The sequence below is a fragment of the Oceanobacillus locisalsi genome, from assembly GCF_042675985.1.
Classification (GTDB): domain Bacteria; phylum Bacillota; class Bacilli; order Bacillales; family Amphibacillaceae; genus Oceanobacillus; species Oceanobacillus locisalsi.
The window spans coordinates 103,828-124,759 of the sequence record NZ_JBHTKK010000001.1; the positions used below are offsets into that span (position 1 = coordinate 103,828).

Sequence of the window (20,932 nt, forward strand, 5' to 3'; positions counted from 1 at the left end):
TAAGGGTCCACTTTTGATGAAGGATACTTCTAATTCACATGGTTTTCACCTCAGACAGTTCGATTGCATGGTTTGTAATATCATCATATTAAAAAAAGCGCCTCTTTATGCTTAAGTTTTGTACAAATAATTATGGGGACAAGGTGTATTTTTTCAAAAAATGAAAAAAATCCGACAATGCATCCAATGCATTACCGGATTTTCAGCTTTTTCCCAGGCAGCTTTCTATTATTCTTCTGAGTCGTCTAACTCCACATCGATTTCTTCATCTTCACTTGGAGCATCTTCTTCTGTATCTTGTTCTGCATCTTCTTCTGTATCTTCAGCACCTTCTTCAGACTCCGTTGTTTCTTCACCTGAAGTCGGCTCTTCTGAGGTTGGTTCATCACTTACTGCTTCATCTTCTTCCGCACTTTCTTCTACGGCAATACTCGATGCCGGCTGTTCGAAGTAACTTTCCGGATTGACTTCTGTGCCGTCTTTACGAATTTCGAAATGCAAGTGTGTGCCATTATCTTTGCCAAACAAGTTTTTACCAGCTGTTCCAAGCGTGTCTCCTTGCGCTACTTGATCACTCACGGATACAGCCACGTCTTCCATACTAGCATAATACGTTTTTAAGTCTTCGCTGTGAGATAAAACTATCACATTGCCGAGTAACGGGTCTTCCTTCACTTCTTCAACGGTACCACTGATGGAAGCTAAGACATCAAATGTTTCTGCATCTGCTGCTGCAATGTCCACTCCTGTACTTTGATAGTAACGATTGTTGTAAAGTACGAGTGCATTTTCTCTGTCTTCTTGTTCTGCGTTGTAATCAAAAAATTTAGTTACGATTTCTGCTTCATCTGTGTTTTCAAGCGGCATTCCTACCAATTCCTGCTGATCGACTACTGGGGCAGAATCTTCCTCATTCATAACTGGAAGATAATCTTCCTCTCCGTCTCTTTGATCAGCCGGTTCTGAAACATCAGATCCTGCATTTTGATACCAAATGACTGACCCTAATAAAACAGCTGCAATACTTAAATACAAAGCTGGGAAAAACCATTTCTTACGGAAAATTTGGCTCCATTTATTTTTTGGGCCTTTGAATTCCTCTTTCATTTTCATCACCTCTGCAACCATTGTGAGCAGAAAAAGAGAATTATATACATAGCTATGAAAAAATTTTTTGATTTTCATAACAAAGGCTGTTCCCAACGTTTAAATAGAGGTTTAATAGACCAAATGAGAAGGCAGAAATAATAGCCTTACTGGCGTTCAGCGGATTTCGATAGAGGAATAAGTAAAAAATAATATGTTGTACTATAGGCTATCTATCGATAATCTGCTTCTGTCTTCCTTTTATTTAAAAAGATATACAATATTTTCATTCCCTTTATCGTCAAATCATCAGGCATGTAAAAACCCCCGTTTAGTTGGAAACGAGGGTTGGTGCTATTTCCCCTATCTGACTGATTTCTACATCCGTATAGTAATGGTGGATAATTTCATCATATTTTTTTCCTTCCGCTGCCATGCCATTTGCACCGAATTGGCTCATGCCGACACCGTGCCCGTAGCCTTGCGTTGTAAAAATCAGATGACTGTCACTCTGTTCAATGGTAAAGTCACTGGATCTCAATCCCAGTTTATCGCGAAAGTCTGGTCCGCTAAATGTACTCCCGGCAACGGTTATTTCCTCTACCCTGCCGCTGTCTGTATGACTGATTTCCATTGGGATTGCCTTATCATCCTGGAGCGGAATTTCTAAAGCCTCGGATACTTCTGCTACTGTCAGCGTTGTTTGCTGGGAGAATTCTGGCGATGCTTCATCCCAAGGGCTCTCTACACTGCGTAAGTAGGCAACTTCACCTTCCCAATAATCCTCAGAGTTTTCCGTATAACCATTGCTTGTGGAGAAGAAAGAAGCTGTTATCGGCGCACTATTGTAGGTAATAACCTGCCCTTCCGTTTCTTTTACAGCCTGATTAATTTTGTTCATTTTCTCATGATATTCTGCTCCCCACTGTTCCTGCAGTTCTTGGTCATTTTTATATACTTGGTGCTGGGTTGTATCCGTTACATCATAGTTATCATTTTTCTCGCCGTTTAATAAAAAGTTTACAGTAAATGTCCTCGCAGCAACTGCCTGTGCTTTTAATGCCTCCATTTCAAATTCTGACGGCATTTCCGAGGATACGACACCCGCAACATATTGCTCTACCGGGATATCTTCCACTTCTTCATTGCTTACACGCATAACAGAAACATCGAATGGTGAAGTGCCGACTTCTACAGCCTCGTCTCCAGATGCTGCTTCTTGGGATTCTCCTTCTGCTTCGTTAGTTTCGTTTGTTTCATTTGCTTCCTCGGGATTTTCTGTTTCTTCTGCAGTGTTTACAACTTCTGTACCTGCACGGATTTGATTATCCGTTTTGGAGATTTGTACTACCATTGCCGGAACAGCAAGAATAAAAATAATCATCGTCGCAAAAACACCTATTATTATCTGCTTCCAAGGAGATGGGCGCTGATTTTTATAATACGCTGATTTACGGTTGGAAATAGGTACGATTTTCTGTAAAGATGGTTTGGATACGCTGTTTTTCTGCTTTAATTGCTTCATTTTCTTATGAATGGCCGCATTTTTATGTTTATATTTTCGATTACGCACGTTCCTCCTCCTTTTCTTAAAACTGTCTATCTATCATGCCTACTATTAAATCTATACATTTTACAGGCAATTTAGACCTTTTCTTTAGAAAAAATATGAGGAGAACGTTTATGTATCCAAAAAACCATAGAAGCGCAGATCATTTTTTAGAAGCGCTCTATGGTTTTTTTTCTTAAAATTGTATTTCTTCTTCCACAAATTCCTGTGTCCGCTGAGGGCCGGTTGTCGGACTGTCTTTATAATGTTTATCATAAAGGTGGCAGGCGACGCGATGTCCGGGTTCTATCTCCTGCCACACCGGATAGACGTCTTTGCATATGTCCATCGCCATCGGGCATCTCGTCCGAAATACACAGCCGGAGGGCGGGTTCATTGGACTTGGTAATTCCCCTTCTAAAATAATCCGCTCCCTTTTTTCTTCCATATCCGGATCCGGAATCGGGATGGCTGATAGGAGCGCTTTTGTATAGGGATGTAGTGGATTTTCATAGAGTAATTCGCCGCTTGTTTCTTCTACCAGATGGCCTAAATACATCACCCCGATCCGGTCTGAAAATTGCTTCACCATGGACAAATCATGGGCAATAAATAAGAAGGTCAGCCCTTTTTCCTTCTGCAGCCGCTTCATCAAATTTACCACTTGTGCCTGCACAGAAACATCTAATGCAGAAATCGGCTCATCTGCAATGATAAAGTCCGGATCTAGTGCCAGTGCTCTGGCAATGCCGATTCGCTGACGCTGGCCGCCGCTGAATTCATGCGGATAACGGTTCACATGATCCCGGCTCAGTCCAACTTCTTCTAATAATTCATATACACGGTTCATCTGATCTTTTTTCTTCTTAAATATGCCGTGTACCTCCAATGGTTCTGAGATGATTTCTCTGATTGTAGAGCGCGGGTTCAGTGAAGCGTATGGATCTTGAAAAATCATCTGCATTTTCCGGTATAGAGCGAATTGTTCCTTATCGCTCAGCTCATGGACATTTTCATCGTTAAACCAGACATCGCCGCCTGTTTTATCATATAATCCGAGAATAGTGCGGCCGATAGTAGATTTGCCGCAGCCGGATTCTCCAACTAAACCATACGTTTCGCCTTTATAAATGTGAAAAGATACATCCTGCACAGCTTTTAAAAAACCTTTTTTGCCGACATCAAAATATTTCATCAGGTTTTTTACTTCCAATATTTTATCGTCCATTTCCTCACCTCCAATACCTTCTGGCTACGCATAACTCTTTTTCGTATACGGTTCCTTGTAAAGACGTGATTTCCACTCCTTTTCCGGTTTGTGGGGAATGAAGCATGTTTCCTTCCCCCTGATAGATGCCGACATGGTGAATTCTCCCTTTTCCTTCCTGGTAAGCAAAGAAAAGTAAATCTCCCGGTTCTATTGCATCTATAGCAATCTCCTTTCCCGCAGCTGCCTGGTCTCCCGCGTCCCGGGCAATCCAATAGCCATTTGCTTTATGTGCTGCATAAGCGAGACCAGAACAGTCATAACCAAAAGAGCTCATGCCGCCCCAGAAATAATCCAGCCCGATGAATGGAAGCACCGCCGTCACAATATCGGTTCCACTGCCCGAAGAAAAGCTTGCTCCATCTGAAACAATAGCTGTTTTTTCTTTGACGATTTGTTTTCGGCCAGATGGCGTCTGCACATGAACATGCGTACCATTTTCCCCTGTATAAGGAAGGATGGTTAAGTAACTGAGCTGCATGATTTTGCTTTTGTCCGTATCTTCCAGCCATGCATCTGCCGTTGTCACCACACTATATTTCTGCTGAAGCCATTCCTTTTTCGTCACAGGAGTCAGCTGGCTGCTGGGAATATACCCCGGATATCCTCTTGGATCTTTTTTTGATGCCTGAAAAGGAGCAATCATCTGTGCCCACGCTTCGGATTCCTCAAGAACAACCACTGGTTCGCCGTATAATGTCTGTGACTGTACCAAATTATCATCACATAATGCCAGGGATTGTTCATAGGTCAGGCTGTTCACCCAATTTGCAATATCTGTCGGGTTCGATATGCCTGCTTCATCTGCCGGCCTCGGGGCCTGCGGATTCGTCCAAATGGTCGCTGCCTGTACATTCGTTACATGAAATTTTTCCGGCAGTTTCTCAAACATTTCCTGCATCTTACCAGCTCCTTTCCTTATCAATGACATGCAAGTATGATTCTTTGACGGATTGTATTCCGAGGCCGGATTGACTCGGAAATGTGATTTGGTTCCCTTTACCTTCGTAATGGATCCCGCCTTCTAATACGTCATCTGCCAGCATCAGCGGTGCATCAAAATCAAAATGCGTTACTGCTGGGTGGCTGGCTGCAAAATGGGCCGCTGCTGTAATGCCCAGCTTGGTCTCTATCATGCTTCCTGCCATGCAAGCAACACCGAAATGCTGTGCCAGATTAGCGATTTTTAACGCCTGGTGGATTCCGCCGGCTTTCATTAATTTAATATTTATCATATCTGCTGCACCTGCTTCCAACACCTGAAGGGCATCTTGCGGTGAAAATACGGATTCGTCCGCCATAATAGGAGTTGCTGTATGGTCTGTAATGTACTTCAAACCTTTGATATCATGTGCTGCAACAGGCTGTTCCACCAATTCGATCTGTAACCCCATCTCTTCCATTCGCGTAATTGCCTGCACAGCTGCTTTCGCTGTCCAGCCTTGATTGGCATCCAGCCGGATCCGAACGCCCTCTCCTGCCGCTTCTCTGACAGCTGCAACCCGTTCGATATCCTTTTCAGCCGTATCTTTACCCACTTTCACCTTTAAAATCCGGAAGCCGTTTGCTTGATATAATTTGGCATCCTGCTGCATCTGGGCAATCGCATTCACACTGACCGTATAATCATTTTCCAGACGGGAACGGTACCCGCCCAAATATTGATATAAGGGCTGCTTTGCTGCTTGTGCCAGACAATCGTATATCGCCATATCCACAGCAGCTTTGGCACTTGTATTACGCACTATTGCTGTCTCTATCTGTTCGAAAATACTGGCATAAGAAAATACATCCGCACCTATGACAGCAGGACGGATAATGTTATCTATCGCATAATGCATACTTGCCAGACTGTCTCCTGTGATAACATGTGTCGGCGGTGCCTCTCCCCAGCCGGTGATGCCATTATCACATGTTATTTTCACCACGATACTTTCAGCAACTGTCACTGTCCGTAACGCTGTTTTAAAAGGGGTGTGTAACGGAATGGAGCTGTGATAAAGTGCGAGATCAACCACTTTCATATGGAACCTTCCTTTCTAATGCGGGCTGGTCATTGGACGCCCGGTGTCAGCTGCAGTGTTTTCGTCCTGGTGGATAACGTTGCCTTGACGCCTAAAGGAATCGAAAAATGCGGGAAACAATGCCCAATTCGAAAGCCTGCAATGACCGGCTTTTTATAATTTCTGATATAATGCTTCCAGATATCTTCCAGACGTAAGGAAGGGGGGCGTTCCGGTTCCGCTTCCGCAAAATCACCAATGACGATTCCGGCAGCATCTTTCAGTTTTCCGGCTAAACGCAGCTGATTCATCATGCCGTCTATTCGATACGGTTCCTCGCCAATATCTTCTATAAGCAGCAGTTTATCCTTGGTACTAATTTCATAAGGCGTGCCAAGTGTCTGTACAAGGAGAGACAGATTCCCGCCCACTATTTTTCCGGTTGCCTCTCCTTCCCGATACACCGTAAGCGGTGAAATACTTTCAGAATAAATTAAATTCGTCGGGTCAAATAATTGCTTGAACAATTGGGCGGAGACCGGGTCAAACTCATTTTTGATAATATCCGATACTGGCATTGGACCATGAAACGTAACCAAGCCGGTTGCCTGACGAATGGCTGTATGTAAACATGTAATATCGCTGTATCCCCAGATAATTTTCGGGTTCCTTTGTATGAGTTCCATATCTATTTTATCCACGAAACGTCCTGTCCCATAGCCGCCTTTTGCAAAGATAATTGCTTTGACACTCCTGTCAGCGACCATTTGATGAAAATCAGCCAGACGATTGGTATCTTTTCCTGCTAAATAACCGTATTGATCATAAATATGTGCACCCAGCTTTATCCTCAGTCCCATATTTTCAAAGAAAGCAAATGATTTTTCCAGCTTATGTTTATCGACCGGACCGGCTGGAGCAATGATTCCGATCGTGTCTCCCGGCTTTAGACGATGCGAAAGCATGCATACGACCTCCCTTTGTTAAAAACAAGATAGGCCCATGCAATGAGGAGCCTATCTTGTTTTCCCTTCTTACTCTGACTTATCTGCATATTTCAAATCAAAGTAGCCTACTGGATGACGCAGAATTCCTTCTACCCCATCTGCTTCTAAAACGACTTGATTATAATAACGGATTGGTGTAGCAATCATTTCCTCTGCCAGCATTCTTTCTGCTTCATAGAGATATTCATAACGCGCTTCTTCATCGGTTTCACTTTTTCCGTTTTGAATCAGCTCATCATATTCCTCGTTTTCAAATCCGGTACGGTTCATATATGAATCTGTTATAAAGCTTTCCAAGAAGTTGACAGGGTCACTGTAGTCATTGAGAAAAGAGCTTCTGGAGAATAGTAATTCCAGGTTTTGCTGGGCATCCGCAAACACATTCCATTCCTGATTCTCCAGGGTAACGTCCACACCTAAATGTTCACTGAACATATCCTGCATGGTTTCTGCAACAGCCTGATTGGTATCATCCGTACTATATGTTAAAACAACCGGAGGAAGTTCATCGTACCCTTCTTCTTCCATGCCTTCTTCCAGCAGTTCCTGTGCCTGTTCCGGATCAAATGCAACCAAATCGCCGTTTTCTTCCCGGAAGTCCCTTCCATCTGGCGCTGTAAATCCTGGCGACACAAACCCATATGCCGGCTCGACACCCTGTTTTACAACGAATTCTGCAATATCATCCCGGTTAATCGCATAAGAAAACGCCTGTCTGATCTTCTTATTCTGGAACGGTTCTTCTGTCACGTTAAAACGATAGAATTCCAATCCGCCATTTTCGCCGATATATACATTATCTCCCTCAATCAATTCATCGGACATCTCTGGAGGAATCCCTACAGCATCTCCAGCTACATCTAATTCCCCTGTTTCAAACATTTGATATTGTGTATTCGTGTTATTCACCATGGAAACATGAACATAATCCAGGTTCACTGTATCTGCATCCCAATACTCGGGGTTCTTTGCAAAAATCATCTCATTATCATGCTCCCAGGATTCCAGCATAAACGGGCCGTTCGCTACAAACGTATCTGCATCGGCATACCAATCGGAAGTTTCTTCTGCCACCTGATGATTGACTGGGAAAAATGCCGGATTGGTCAGTAAATCCAAGAAGAATCCTGTCGGCTGTTTCAAAACGACTTCCAAGGTTTTATCATCAACCGTTGTGATATTCACATCATCGGCTGACCCTTCCCCGCTGTTGTATTCCTCTCCGCCTTCAATATAATATGCTAAAAATGCTGCAGACGATGCAGTTTCAGGATCCAGCATATGTTTCCAGGCATAAACAAAATCTTCCGCTACAACCGGATCGCCATTAGACCAATTGGCATCGTCTCGTAAATGAAATGTATAGGTCAATTGGTCATCTGAAATATCCCAGCTTTCTGCCACGCCTTCCGCTGCTTCTGCATTCTCATCTAAACGGGTTAGCCCTTCCATCAAGTTGTTCAAAGGATCCCAAGAGAGCTGATCAAAACCTACGGATGGGTCAAATGAAGTCGGCTCCTGCCCATTATTAATATATAAGGTCTTCCCATCCAAATCTGGTGTTCCTCCCACAGCTCCATCTTCTCCACTGTCCTCTTCAGCTGCACCCGTATCTTCCTCCGGCGCTTCCCCGGCATCTTCATTCGCTGTACATGCTGCAAGAATAAATGCCGTTAACAGCGCCAGCAGCACCCATAAAAACTTTTTGTTACGCATGGTATTGCCCCCTTTTTAAGTTTGTAAACTTTCAGCAGCTAAAAGCCGCTTAGCCCGCTCATCTTGCAACCAGCAATCCACATAATGGGTGGCACTGATTTTTTCCGGAGCGGGATAAACTTTATCACACACCTCCATCGCAAAAGGACATCTTGCTGTAAACGGGCATCCTTTGGGAGGTGAGAATAAATCAGGCGGTGTTCCGGCAATCGGTTGTAATGCTTCTTTGGCATCCAGCCGGGGAACAGAATGAAGCAGTCCTTGTGTATATGGATGCTCCGGTTCATAGAATATTTCCCGTTTGTTCCCGGATTCAATGATTTTCCCTGCATACATCACCACAATGCGGTCTGCTATCTTGGCGACAACACCGAGATCATGGGTGATTAAAATAATCGATACCCCGGTCCGCTTCTGGATAGTTGCAAATAACTCCAAAACTTGAGCTTGAATAGTCACATCCAAGGCCGTCGTCGGCTCATCCGCTATCAATAAATCTGGATCACAAATCAAGGCAATGGCAATCACGATCCGCTGACGCATCCCTCCGCTAAATTGATGCGGATATTGCTTTAAGCGCTCCTCCGGATTTGGAATACCTACCAGTTCCAGCATTTCCACTGCTTTTGACTTTGCCCCAGTACCTGTCATCTTCTTATGTTCTTTTAACCCTTCCATCAACTGCGTTCCAATCGTTAAAGTCGGATTCAATGCGGTCATTGGATCTTGAAAAATCATGGAAATATCTACACCGCGAATGGATCGCATTGTTTTCTCGGAACATGCGGTCAAATCCTGGCCTTTAAAAATAATCGATTCGGCTGCAATTTTCCCCGGCGGATTCGGAATCAGGCCCATAATCGCATTGGAAGTAACACTTTTCCCGCAGCCGGATTCTCCGACAATGGCCAGCGTTTCTCCTTTATCCAAGTGAAAATTAACGCCCCGAACAGCTTGGATAGTGCCTCCATACGTTTTAAATGTCACATGTAAGTCGTTTACTTCGAGTATTCTTTCCAAGTTGCCCACCTACTTTCTTAATTTCGGATCCAATGCATCCTGCAGTCCATCCCCTAAGACGTTAAAAGCAAACATGGTAAAAGAGATAAAGAATGCAGGGAAGAACAAGGTCCACCAATTTCCGGATAAAATAGCGCCTAACGAATCATTCGCCATGACCCCCCAGCTGGCAAATGGCGCCTGGATACCAAGACCGATAAAACTCAGGAATGCTTCCGCAAAAATGGCGGTCGGAACGGTTAATGTCATTTGTACAATAATCGGTCCCATTGTATTGGGCAGCAGATTTTTCCGGATAATCCGGGATGTTTTCGTGCCAAAGGACTTGGAAGCAAGCACAAATTCATAGTTTTTTATTTGCAGTACCTGCCCCCGTACAATCCGGGCCATTCCTACCCAGCCGGTAATCGTTAACGCCAGAATAATGGTGCCGAGACTCGGTCCAAGCACAACCAACAGTAAAATAACAACTAACAGGTAAGGCAATCCGTATAATACTTCAATCATCCGCATCATAACATTATCTGTACGGCCGCCTTTATAACCGGAAATGCCTCCCCAGATAATGCCAATCGTGACATCGATGAAAGCAGCTACCAAACCGACAAACAAGGAGATACGAGCCCCATACCATGTACGCGTAAACACATCTCTTCCGGCATTATCTGTGCCAAACCAATGCGCTATTGACGGCGGCTGAAATTGGTTCGGAAGGCTTTGCCTATTCACTTCATAAGGGGATATCATCGGTCCAATAATCGCCATCACCGTAAGCAGTACCAAAAAAATCAATCCAAGCATGGCCATCTTATTCTTTCCCAATCGTCGCCACACGTCCTGCCAATAAGATAATGAAGGGCGGGATACTTCTTCCATCTTCTCCGTGTCCCGTTCCTTCCAAGCAAACCATTCATCCGGTATATCGGAAGGGGCTGTATGATACGCCATTTCTTTCTTTGATTTCATCGTTATTTGCCCCCTTTCTGCTGCATTTTAATGCGCGGATCAAGGATGCCGTAAATGATATCCACGAGAAAAAGCATGATAATTAAGAAGGCGCTGTAAAAAACTGTCGTTCCCATAATAACCGGATAGTCACGCTGGTTTATACTTTCTACAAAGTATCTTCCCATTCCTGGAATAGCGAAAATTTGCTCAATGACAAATGTTCCTGTCAAAATCCCGGCAAAGAGTGTTCCCATAATCGTGACAACCGGCATTAATGCATTTCGGAGTGCATGTTTGAAAACAACTTTCCAAGGAGAGAGCCCCTTTGCTTTTGCCATTTTAATGTAATCCTGTGTCAGTACCTCCAGCATCGTAGAACGTGTCAAACGGGCAATAATTGCCATCGGACCGGTTGCAAGCGCAAGGACCGGAAGCACCATATGGGCTGGACTTCTCCATGTTGCGGTCGGAAATATATCTAAATTCACTGCCAACTGCTGAATAAGAATGGTTGCTAAAATAAAGTTCGGGATGGAGATGCCCAATACAGCAAGCCCCATGGTTACATAATCCAGAAATCCGTTATGCCGGAGTGCAGCAATAATTCCAACTAACACGCCGGAAACGACTGCTAAAGCTATGGTAATAATCCCCAATTCAAAAGAAATCGGAAATCCACGTGATAAAAGATCGTTTACCGTCTGATTTGGTTGTTTAATCGAAGGTCCAAATTCAAATGTAACAATCGATTTCATGTAGAGCAGGTATTGTATGTAGTAAGGCTGGTCTAAATTATAATGAGCTTCCAGGTTGGCTTGGACGGTCTCATTGGAAGATTGGTCGGTATTAAAAGGAGAGCCGGGTATATTGACCATTAATACAAAGGTAAGTGTAATGATGACCCAGAGTGTGATAATCATAATCAATAAACGTTTGAGAATATATTTCAGCATATGTTTCACCTCTTTATCTTTTCATTTTTCATGTCATAAGTTTCACTTGAAAGCATACTAGTAAGCTTAACAGGGAATTACTCAGGTAAATAAGATACTGCTGGAGGTGTTTTATTTTTTTGTGCTGATTGGTTTCAAATAAATCTATTTTTAAATAGACTTTTCACCAAAATCTATGGGTGATAAATGACTATATTTTGATGGTAGCAACTGTTCCAGAAAAACCGTCACTAGCTCGTTTCACTGGCTTGTTATTACAGATAATTATGTTTGTTTTTTTATATTCATTACCATGTTAAGAAAATGTTGTCAGTGCTGCTAATTCCGTCATTACCAGCATCGCTTGGTAGGCTTCTTTCATATCTTTGGCTTGGAAACGGACTTTGGTTGTGCCGGGAATCCACTTTGTTCCGGGCATTAAATTTGCCCATTCTGCCTGTCCGCTGTTATTGAATTCAATGGTCAATTCCGGTTTTTCAGGCGGTATGAGAGGTTCTGTAAGATGGCGGTTATCCAGCGCCATTTTCACTTTTTCTGTAAGCAGTTGACCAGCTTTTTTAGGTGTTAAGCTCTTTACAGATGACCTGGAAATCGTTTCTTTCACAACGGCAGTAGTCACATACGGAATTAATTTTTCAGCTTCTGCAGCTGCCTGATTGTCCCCAGATGTCAATAAAACAGGGACGCCGTAATATCCAGCAAGGTAAGCATTCATGCCCATCTCCCCGATACAATGATCATTGATATAGAAGTTGCGGACTGCATGCACCATGGAATGCGACATCACCCCGTGTTGTCCGGCTCTGGTGTGATAGCCTATAAAGAAAGCACCGCTATATGTATCGTTCAACCCTTGCATCATTGAAAATGGCTTGACTTCTCCGGTTATCAGTAATGCATCCGGATGGATTTCATCAATCAGTAAATTGTTCATCTTGGAATGGCTGTCATTTACCAGGACTTCTTCTGCGCCGTAATCAAATGCAGCTTGAATAACGTAATTTGCTTCATCTGTCATGATTTTTCGAGCTCTTTCATAATTTTGCTTACCCCTATCCACAAATGAAGCATCCGGCAATCCTGTTATCCCTTCCATATCAACGGACATATATATTTTCATTTTCATCACCCAATTGAAATATTAGTAATTTTCTTAAATATATCATGTTTTACAAAAAGTGAAAAGAGAAATTTTGGAAAGGCATACATAAAAGCGTTTGTCTTTTTTAAATTTATATTTTGAACATAGTATAGTGTGTAGCTTCCGCTCCGGCCAACCACTCCGCTTTCCATGGGCTTGCGCTCAGCCTCCTCGAAAAAGAAGATCGCTTTTTCTGCGGGGTCTTCCCACTTCGCTTTCCCATAGGAGTCTACGTGGTTGGCCTGCGCTCTAATAGGATGCTACAGCTCTTGGGAGAAACAACATCTTGATGAAGTGAGATGAAATAATCGCTTTTCAGCCTCAATAAACAATCATTTTGGTGTTTCAGTTGCTTAACAGCATGGATCACTCATATCGAGAATGCTTTCATACACAGAAAAGAATGATTGCTAAACATTTTTACCACGCACCACGAAAAATCTGTTCTGTCTGACCTACTTTTATTTGTTCATCTATTTCATGTATAGAACATCCCACTAGCGGAGGCGGACCGTTTTGACTCCTGAGGGATCAGCACCCTCTGAAGATGCCCTTTTGCCAAGCGCTCTTCTTGGCAAAAGTTAGCTGAAGAGCGTGCCCTTAGGCAGACTAAAGTCGCAACGTCCTGGGGTTGGGACTGCGGTTACCAATGTTGTCAGGTTAATGAATTTTCAAAATATTATAGTTGCTACTAGCAAATAGCATGAAAGCTAACTAGCGGAGGAAAAATACGGAGACTCCTGTGGGAATGCGCAGTGTGAAGACCCCGCAGGAAAAAAGCGAACTTCTTTTTTTCGAGGAGGCTGAGGACAAGCCCACGGAAAGCGGAGTGTTTTTCCGTAGCGGTCATCTTACACCTTACCTTCTTATCTGCAGACGTATAGAAGAAACGATCATCCCCCTATTCCTATGGAAAGAAAGCTACTTTTTAAAGCGCACAAGAGTTGAGTTTGAATATCTTTATATCTGTATGTGTTCAGTAATTTTCTACAGTTTTACTCAACCAATAAAAAAAGATGCACCTGTTAGAGGTACACCTTTTTGTAATAGAGTAGTATAAAATTATTCAGTGATATATTCATTTAATTCGACAGTTTCTTCCACGCCTAATGGTTGAATAACGACACCATTTTCATCTACGCGTTTTATGTCGGCGCCGAGATTGGCCAATTTCATTACAATGTCTACATATCCGCGATCCAAGTGTTTTAACTCCGTTACCCGGGTATGGCCGTCACTGACAAGTCCTGCTAAAATCAGTGCTGCTGCTGCGCGTAAATCAGTTGCTGCAACTTCTGCACCCTGTAGTTTAGACAGACCTTCAATAATGACACTGCGGCCTTCAATTTTAATGTTCGCATTCATACGGCGAAATTCTTCAACATGCATAAAACGGTTCTCAAATACCGTTTCGGTTATAACACTCGTTCCTTTTGCACATAGCATCAACGCCATCATTTGCGATTGCATATCTGTCGGGAAACCGGGATGCGGCAATGTCTTAATGTCTGTAGATGCAATTCTATCAGAACCAATTACCCGCAGTCCTTCATCTTCGTCAATCACTTGCACGTTCATTTCTTCCAGTTTTGAAACAACCGAGCTTAAATGTTCACGTACAGCATTTTCGATTAGTATATTTCCGTTCGTAATTGCTGCTGCAACCATAAAGGTTCCTGCTTCAATACGATCTGGAATCATGTTATGTTCTGCTCCATAGAGTTTTTCAACACCGTTGATCCGGATAGTTTCTGTACCGGCTCCAACGATTCTTGCGCCCATTTTATTTAAATAGTTAGCTAAGTCAACAATCTCAGGCTCTTTAGCAGCATTTTCAATAACAGTTTTCCCATCTGCTAAAGCAGCAGCCATCATAATGTTTTCTGTAGCTCCTACACTCGGCATATCTAAATAAATTTTCGCACCTTGCAAACGGCCCGGTGCTGTCGCTTCTACAAAGCCATTACCCACATGAATTTCAGCTCCCATTGCTTCGAAACCTTTTAAATGCAAATCAATCGGACGTGAACCAATTGCACATCCGCCAGGCATAGCAACCTTTGCGTGTCCATAGCGGGCTAATAACGGTCCCAGAACAAGCACGGATGCACGCATTTTCCTTACATATTCAAATGGGGCTTCTGTCTCCAATCTTTCAGAAGCATCAATCTTCACAGCTTTTTCGTTTGAATCAAATTCCACATCGGCATTTAAGTTGCGGAGTACTTCATTAATTGTATAAACGTCTGCTAATACTGGTACTTCTTTGATAACACTTCTTCCTTCACTAGCAATTAAGCTAGCAGCAAGTACAGGCAGAACCGCGTTTTTGGCACCTTCAACACGCACAGTGCCTTCCAACTTCTGTCCGCCACCAACGATGATTTTTTCCATGTCATAAATCCCCTTCAGAATCTAATTTCCCTAATATTAATATTCATGTATCAAGATAGGTGTTCCTATCACAAAACTCTTTTCCCCGTGACGATCAGCAACAGTAGTCATATGCACATTTTTTGGGTCATCTTCCATGAAATAAAATTGCTCCCATGAATGTGTATACCCGTATGTACTTTTTTCAATCCTAGAATTTTCTAAATTGTCATGTTTAGTCGATATATGCTTTATATTGAAATATTTTATTGCTATATTTAAAATTTCATCGTGATTAATTATATCACTACCTTGTACAAATAGACAAGTATATACTTGTGAATCTTTTGTTAAATAATTCTTTTGTATAGCTTGTTTTTCTTTTTCATACTTTTGACTTATTTGTTTATCCCAGTCTTCTCCCTGCAGCACAATAATGACTTCTGCCGGATTGCTTTGATCCAAAGGAAGAATCACATTATATAATACGTCAAAGGAACCCTTCTTGTGACTATCTTTGAACGTATATTTTACTCCATTGTCATTGTTTTCCTTCTGTACCGTATGCTGTGCTTTCAGGTTCTGAATAAGTTGTTCAGCCTGTTCCATTTCCATTTCTTCTTTCATTGTCACTTCCCAAGATTGAATAGGAAGGTCATGCTCTTCTGCAAATGCACCTAAATCTTGCATTTCATCATGCTGATAAGGTTGACTGAAAGCTTGGTTCATCATAAAGCAGGTAAGAAGTAATACGAAAAAAAGTTGCTTGTTGTTTAGAACAGTACCGGGGAATACAAGATTGGATTTTGTTGTTTGCGCCATCGGGAAATGGGTACGGGAAAAGATTCTATGAAACATGAAAAAAACCTCCTGTCAAATCTATTAATCTCAGTTTTGACAGAAGGTTTTATATCCATACATTTATAGAAGAAAAAAGATACATTAAATCGCTGGACCATTGCAATATATCCAGGAAGAATCTGCTTACACCTGTACCAATCATAATGGTAATAAACAGAAGAAAAACCCTGGCTTCTGCGGATCTTCCTTTTTTAAATATCGTTTCAATACGGATAGCTGTAACTACTTTCCATGTCAGATAAATAAACATGAGATGAGAGAAAATACTGATTAGCGCTAATTGGGCTGCTGAAAACATGGCAATCTCCTTTCTGAATACAATTTTCAACCTATGTTGTCGAATGTTATTTTCTATTCAAACATTTCCCGGGAAATGATAACAGCTTTCTACTAATTTTTATTGCCTGACAAGCTTTGTCTATTTTTTCCGATTTCATGTCGGTATGGGTACCTTTTTATAAATAACATAACCCCCTATCTGTCCAACAGGAGTGGAAGCAGGGGGTTATGTTAATCGGTTCTTTTATGATTTGATTTCCAGACGGTTAATTGCCCGTTTTAATGCATGTTCAGCACGGATTCTGTCAACTGTATCGCTTTTATCCTGAAGTCGTTTCTCGGCACGTTCTTTGGCTTCTCTTGCACGCAGAACATCGATATGATCAGCAGTTTCAGCGGACTGAGCCAGGATAGTCACTTTATCTGGCTGCACTTCCATAAAACCACCGCTAATGGCAATTTCCGCTGTATCGTTCCCTTTTTTCAAGCGGGCAATACTGATTTGTAACGGAGAAACAAGCGGAATATGCTTTGGCAGGATACCAATTTCTCCAGTATCCGCTTTACAGACAACCATATCATAGGTATCCTCCAGAATCGGACCTTCAGGAGTGACGACACTTACTTCTAATGTACTCAATGTTTACCCCTCCTACAGCTAGCTAAAAAGCGGATAAGAATGATGCATAAAACCAATCATCATATGAAAGGTGCTATTGGAATGCATCATTCCCAGCTGTGTATTATTCCGAAACGTTAGCTTTCTCCACAACTTCTTCGATACGTCCGACAAGACGGAAAGCATCTTCTGGAATGTCATCATGCTTTCCTTCAAGAATTTCTTTAAAACCTTGAATGGTTTCATTTACCGGAACATACGAACCTTGCTGTCCAGTGAACTGCTCAGCTACGTGGAAGTTTTGCGATAAGAAGAATTGGATACGGCGTGCACGGGAAACAACCAGCTTGTCCTCATCACTCAGCTCATCCATACCAAGGATTGCAATAATGTCCTGCAATTCACGGTATTTTTGAAGTGTCTGCTGCACTTCTGTGGCAACTTTGTAATGTTCTTCTCCTACTACTACCGGATCCAATGCACGGGAAGTAGATGCCAACGGGTCCACGGCAGGGTAAATACCTTGCTCGGAAAGCTTACGGTCTAAGTTAGTCGTTGCGTCCAAGTGCGCGAAAGCAGTTGCCGGCGCCGGGTCGGTATAGTCATCCGCTGGAACATAAATCGCCTGGATAGACGTTACAGAACCTTTATCGGTTGTTGTAATACGCTCCTGCAATTGACCCATTTCCGTTGCGAGTGTCGGTTGATAACCAACAGCTGAAGGCATACGTCCAAGAAGTGCGGATACCTCCATACCAGCTTGGGTGAAACGGAAAATGTTATCGATAAATAACAATACGTCCTGCCCTTGCTCATCACGGAAATATTCTGCCATTGTCAATCCGGTTAATGCAACACGCATACGCGCGCCTGGCGGTTCGTTCATTTGTCCGAAGACCATCGCTGTTTTGGAGATAACCCCGGAATCGCTCATTTCATAATAAAGGTCATTTCCTTCACGAGTACGTTCTCCTACACCCGCAAATACAGAAATACCGCCATGTTCTTGTGCGATGTTATTGATTAATTCCTGAATCAATACCGTCTTACCTACACCAGCTCCGCCAAAGAGACCGATTTTACCGCCTCTGGTATAAGGTGCAAGCAAGTCAACCACTTTAATTCCGGTTTCTAAAATCTCAGTTTCTGTAGACAAAGTATCGAAAGCCGGCGCCTGACGATGAATAGGGTCTAAACGGATACCTTCTGGCAGGGCTTCATCTAAATCAATGTTTTCACCTAAAACGTTAAATACGCGTCCTAATGTAACATCTCCAACAGGGACAGAAATGGGCTGGCCTGAATCTTCTACTTCTGTTCCACGCTGGAAACCATCTGTTGAGGACATCGCAATGGCTCGGACACTATGATCACCAAGATGAAGCGCTACTTCCAATGTTAATTCTTCACCTGATTGTTTATTGTGTACGACTAATGCATTATTTACAGCAGGAAGCTCGCCGTCTTCAAAACGTACGTCAACGACTGGTCCCATCAGCTGTGTTACACGTCCTTTCGTCATCTGTTCCCCTCCTAACGTTAACTTATATACCTTTTATTCAAGTGCTGCAACGCCGCCGACAATTTCCGTAATTTCTTGCGTAATAGCTGCCTGGCGTGCACGGTTGTATGATAGTTCTAAATCATCGATTAATTCATTTGCATTATCTGTTGCACTGCGCATCGCTGTCATACTTGCAGCGTGCTCACTTGCTTTTCCGTCAAGTAATGCTTCAAAGATCAGACTTTCAGCATATTGCGGTAAAAGCACTTCCAGAATATCCTCCTGGTTCGGCTCAAATTCATAGTCTGACGCAGCAGTCTCTTGTCCCTCTATATGTTCAATCGGGAGGAGCTGTTTATCTGTGACTACTTGGGAAATGGCACTTACATAATGATTATAAATCACATGCAGCTCATCAATTTCCTTATCTGCATACATTTGTACTGCTTCCGAAGCAATGTTTTTTACATCAGCAAATGCAGGATGGTCTGACATACCTAAGACACTTTGCGCAACGGGAAGTCCACGTTTACGGCAAAAATCATATCCTTTTCTTCCAATAACAATAATCGTATATTCGTCTTTTGAAGCATGATTTTCATCCAGCTTACTTACCAGGCTTCTTAAAATATGACTGTTATAAGCTCCTACCAGTCCACGATCGGAAGTAATAATGAGGTAACCCGTTTTCTTTACTTCTCGCTTATTCAGCATCGGATGATCTGAATCTGTATTAGAATTGGCAATGCTGCTGACTACTTCCTGCAATTTTTCTGCATAAGGAACAAAGCCTTTCGCATTTTGTTCTGCTTTGGACATTTTGGATGCAGACACAAGTTCCATTGCTCCGGTGATTTGTTTTGTCTTCTTAGTAGAGTCAATTCTTCCTTTTAATTCTCTAAGTGATGCCAAACTTTTCACCACACTTTCCTATAAGGAATGCGGGCCGAATATTGTTTTTTCGGCCCATTTTATTTTGGCAGTTAAAAAAGGTATCCTTTCTTACTGCTTACGTGTCATTTAACCTGTCACCTTCAAGCTTGGTGACAATTACTTTTTTTGAATTTACAGGACATCTTACTTATCAGATGGCAAGAATGTTTTCTTAAAGCTTTCGATAGCTCCGCTGAATTCTTCTTCATCTGGAAGTTTTTCTGTCTCACGGATACTGGTTAGCAGCTCTTTTTTATTATGCTCCAGCCAGATACCCATTTCTTCTTCAAAACGCAGAACATCTTCTACAGGAATATCATCTAAGAATCCTCTTGTTAAGGCATAAATAGAAGCTACCTGTTTTTCAACCGGCATTGGTTTATGAAGTCCCTGCTTTAATATTTCTACTGTACGTTGTCCACGGCTCAGTTTCGCTTGGGTTGCTTTATCCAAATCAGAACCGAATTGGGAGAATGCTTCCAGCTCACGGAATGATGCCAAGTCCAGACGCAGTGTACCTGCAACTTTTTTCATGGCTTTGATCTGCGCAGAACCGCCGACACGGGATACAGACAGACCTGGGTTAATCGCCGGACGCACTCCGGAGAAGAACAGATCGGATTGTAAGAAAATCTGACCATCTGTAATCGAAATAACGTTGGTCGGGATATATGCGGAGATATCTCCTGCCTGTGTTTCAACGAAAGGCAAGGCTGTTAACGATCCGCCGCCTTTTGAATCATTTAATTTTGCTGCACGTTCTAATAAACGGGAATGTAAGTAGAATACGTCTCCCGGGAATGCTTCACGGCCTGGCGGGCGGCGAAGTAACAGAGAAAGTTCACGGTAAGCAACCGCTTGTTTGGATAAGTCATCATACACAACAAGTACGTGTTTGCCGTTATACATAAACTCTTCGCCCATAGCCACTCCGGCATATGGCGCTAAGTATAGTAATGGAGCCGGGTCTGATGCACCTGCAGTGACCACAATGGTATAATCCAGTGCTCCATGCTTACGGAATGTTTCTACCGTCGAACGGACAGTGGATTCTTTTTGACCGATTGCGACATAGATACAAATCATATCTTGGTCGCCCTGATTCAAGATCGTATCCACTGCAACAGTTGTTTTTCCTGTTTGGCGGTCACCAATGATTAACTCACGTTGTCCTCGTCCAATTGGCACAAGTGCGTCAATCGCTTTTAGACCTGTTTGCAGCGGTTCATCAACAGATTTACGATCCATTACGCCTGGTGCCTGTGCTTCGATAGGACGTGTATTGGATGTTTCAATCGCACCTTGTCCATCAATCGGCTGTCCCAGCGGGTTCACCACGCGTCCTAAAAGTTCCTCTCCAGCCGGTACTTGCATGATGCGGCCGGTACGGCGAACTTCATCTCCTTCTTTAATACCTTCGAAAGGACCAAGAATAACAATACCCACATTGCTTTCCTCTAAGTTTTGAGCGAGGCCCATGACTCCGTTAGGAAATTCCAGCAGTTCTCCTGCCATCGCATTATCCAGTCCGTGTGCACGTGCAATTCCATCCCCGACTTCAATAACTGTTCCAACATCAGTAACTTCTATGTCTGAATCAAAATTTTCAATTTGCTTTTTTATCAGCGTACTAATTTCTTCAGCATTAATGCTCATACCATTTCACCCCTATC

At 42.7% G+C, this 20,932-nt stretch carries 18 protein-coding genes; all 18 read right to left on the reverse strand.

Going from position 1 to position 20,932, the window contains the following annotated elements; translation table 11 throughout:
* Positions 1–228: 228 nt before the first annotated feature.
* The gene (locus ACFQ19_RS00430) at positions 229–1,107 is read right to left on the reverse strand and encodes a peptidoglycan DD-metalloendopeptidase family protein (protein WP_379589888.1); all 879 of its coding nucleotides are present in this window, start codon (positions 1,105–1,107) and stop codon (positions 229–231) included.
* Positions 1,108–1,417: 310 nt separating this feature from the next.
* Positions 1,418–2,659 carry a stage II sporulation protein D gene (gene spoIID / locus ACFQ19_RS00435; RefSeq protein ID WP_379589889.1) on the reverse strand — a complete coding sequence of 414 codons (1,242 nt, stop codon included), beginning with the start codon at positions 2,657–2,659 and terminating at the stop codon, positions 1,418–1,420.
* A 172-nt stretch (positions 2,660–2,831) separates the two neighbouring features.
* Positions 2,832–3,863: an ABC transporter ATP-binding protein gene (locus tag ACFQ19_RS00440; protein WP_379589890.1), complete on the reverse strand. Its 1,032-nt coding sequence runs from the start codon at positions 3,861–3,863 to the stop codon at positions 2,832–2,834.
* A 4-nt stretch (positions 3,864–3,867) separates the two neighbouring features.
* Positions 3,868–4,803, reverse strand: a complete 936-nt coding sequence (locus ACFQ19_RS00445) for a C40 family peptidase (protein ID WP_379589891.1) — start codon at positions 4,801–4,803, stop codon at positions 3,868–3,870.
* A 1-nt stretch (position 4,804) separates the two neighbouring features.
* Entirely contained in the window at positions 4,805–5,926 is a 1,122-nt protein-coding gene (locus ACFQ19_RS00450) for a dipeptide epimerase (protein WP_379589892.1), read from the reverse strand.
* Positions 5,927–5,955: 29 nt separating this feature from the next.
* Positions 5,956–6,870: a S66 peptidase family protein gene (locus tag ACFQ19_RS00455; RefSeq protein ID WP_379589893.1), complete on the reverse strand. Its 915-nt coding sequence runs from the start codon at positions 6,868–6,870 to the stop codon at positions 5,956–5,958.
* A gap of 69 nt (positions 6,871–6,939) precedes the next feature.
* Entirely contained in the window at positions 6,940–8,628 is a 1,689-nt protein-coding gene (locus ACFQ19_RS00460) for a peptide ABC transporter substrate-binding protein (protein WP_379589895.1), read from the reverse strand.
* 15 nt (positions 8,629–8,643) lie between these two features.
* Positions 8,644–9,648, reverse strand: a complete 1,005-nt coding sequence (locus ACFQ19_RS00465; protein WP_379589897.1) for an ABC transporter ATP-binding protein — start codon at positions 9,646–9,648, stop codon at positions 8,644–8,646.
* A gap of 9 nt (positions 9,649–9,657) precedes the next feature.
* Positions 9,658–10,614, reverse strand: a complete 957-nt coding sequence (locus ACFQ19_RS00470) for an ABC transporter permease (RefSeq protein WP_379589899.1) — start codon at positions 10,612–10,614, stop codon at positions 9,658–9,660.
* Between the two features lie 2 nt (positions 10,615–10,616).
* Positions 10,617–11,549, reverse strand: a complete 933-nt coding sequence (locus ACFQ19_RS00475; RefSeq protein WP_379589900.1) for an ABC transporter permease — start codon at positions 11,547–11,549, stop codon at positions 10,617–10,619.
* 295 nt (positions 11,550–11,844) lie between these two features.
* On the reverse strand, positions 11,845–12,669 hold the full coding sequence (locus ACFQ19_RS00480; protein ID WP_379589901.1) for a M55 family metallopeptidase: 825 nt from the start codon (positions 12,667–12,669) through the stop codon (positions 11,845–11,847).
* A gap of 1,083 nt (positions 12,670–13,752) precedes the next feature.
* Entirely contained in the window at positions 13,753–15,084 is a 1,332-nt protein-coding gene (gene murA, locus ACFQ19_RS00485; protein WP_379589902.1) for a UDP-N-acetylglucosamine 1-carboxyvinyltransferase, read from the reverse strand.
* 36 nt (positions 15,085–15,120) lie between these two features.
* Positions 15,121–15,921, reverse strand: coding sequence for a YwmB family TATA-box binding protein (locus ACFQ19_RS00490; RefSeq protein WP_379589903.1), 801 nt, complete (start codon positions 15,919–15,921; stop codon positions 15,121–15,123).
* 49 nt (positions 15,922–15,970) lie between these two features.
* Positions 15,971–16,222, reverse strand: coding sequence for a DUF1146 family protein (locus ACFQ19_RS00495; protein ID WP_379589904.1), 252 nt, complete (start codon positions 16,220–16,222; stop codon positions 15,971–15,973).
* Positions 16,223–16,447: 225 nt separating this feature from the next.
* The gene (locus ACFQ19_RS00500) at positions 16,448–16,843 is read right to left on the reverse strand and encodes a F0F1 ATP synthase subunit epsilon (protein WP_379589905.1); all 396 of its coding nucleotides are present in this window, start codon (positions 16,841–16,843) and stop codon (positions 16,448–16,450) included.
* A 103-nt stretch (positions 16,844–16,946) separates the two neighbouring features.
* Positions 16,947–18,344, reverse strand: a complete 1,398-nt coding sequence (atpD, locus tag ACFQ19_RS00505; RefSeq protein ID WP_379589906.1) for a F0F1 ATP synthase subunit beta — start codon at positions 18,342–18,344, stop codon at positions 16,947–16,949.
* A gap of 33 nt (positions 18,345–18,377) precedes the next feature.
* Positions 18,378–19,238, reverse strand: coding sequence for an ATP synthase F1 subunit gamma (gene atpG / locus ACFQ19_RS00510; protein WP_379589908.1), 861 nt, complete (start codon positions 19,236–19,238; stop codon positions 18,378–18,380).
* 165 nt (positions 19,239–19,403) lie between these two features.
* Positions 19,404–20,915 carry a F0F1 ATP synthase subunit alpha gene (atpA, locus tag ACFQ19_RS00515; RefSeq protein ID WP_379589909.1) on the reverse strand — a complete coding sequence of 504 codons (1,512 nt, stop codon included), beginning with the start codon at positions 20,913–20,915 and terminating at the stop codon, positions 19,404–19,406.
* Positions 20,916–20,932: the final 17 nt, after the last annotated feature.

Excerpts from the sequence above, each read along its gene's own strand:
- ACFQ19_RS00460 (WP_379589895.1), bottom strand. The coding sequence starts at position 8,628 with ATGCGTAACAAAAAGTTTTTATGGGTGCTGCTGGCGCTGTTAACGGCA.
- atpA (WP_379589909.1), bottom strand. The coding sequence starts at position 20,915 with ATGAGCATTAATGCTGAAGAAATTAGTACGCTGATAAAAAAGCAAATT.
- ACFQ19_RS00495 (WP_379589904.1), bottom strand. The coding sequence starts at position 16,222 with ATGTTTTCAGCAGCCCAATTAGCGCTAATCAGTATTTTCTCTCATCTC.
- ACFQ19_RS00470 (WP_379589899.1), bottom strand. The coding sequence starts at position 10,614 with ATGAAATCAAAGAAAGAAATGGCGTATCATACAGCCCCTTCCGATATA.
- atpD (WP_379589906.1), bottom strand. The coding sequence starts at position 18,344 with ATGACGAAAGGACGTGTAACACAGCTGATGGGACCAGTCGTTGACGTA.
- ACFQ19_RS00440 (WP_379589890.1), bottom strand. The coding sequence starts at position 3,863 with ATGGACGATAAAATATTGGAAGTAAAAAACCTGATGAAATATTTTGAT.
- ACFQ19_RS00445 (WP_379589891.1), bottom strand. The coding sequence starts at position 4,803 with ATGCAGGAAATGTTTGAGAAACTGCCGGAAAAATTTCATGTAACGAAT.
- ACFQ19_RS00475 (WP_379589900.1), bottom strand. The coding sequence starts at position 11,549 with ATGCTGAAATATATTCTCAAACGTTTATTGATTATGATTATCACACTC.
- ACFQ19_RS00480 (WP_379589901.1), bottom strand. The coding sequence starts at position 12,669 with ATGAAAATATATATGTCCGTTGATATGGAAGGGATAACAGGATTGCCG.
- ACFQ19_RS00490 (WP_379589903.1), bottom strand. The coding sequence starts at position 15,921 with ATGTTTCATAGAATCTTTTCCCGTACCCATTTCCCGATGGCGCAAACA.
- ACFQ19_RS00450 (WP_379589892.1), bottom strand. The coding sequence starts at position 5,926 with ATGAAAGTGGTTGATCTCGCACTTTATCACAGCTCCATTCCGTTACAC.
- ACFQ19_RS00430 (WP_379589888.1), bottom strand. The coding sequence starts at position 1,107 with ATGAAAGAGGAATTCAAAGGCCCAAAAAATAAATGGAGCCAAATTTTC.
- murA (WP_379589902.1), bottom strand. The coding sequence starts at position 15,084 with ATGGAAAAAATCATCGTTGGTGGCGGACAGAAGTTGGAAGGCACTGTG.
- ACFQ19_RS00455 (WP_379589893.1), bottom strand. The coding sequence starts at position 6,870 with ATGCTTTCGCATCGTCTAAAGCCGGGAGACACGATCGGAATCATTGCT.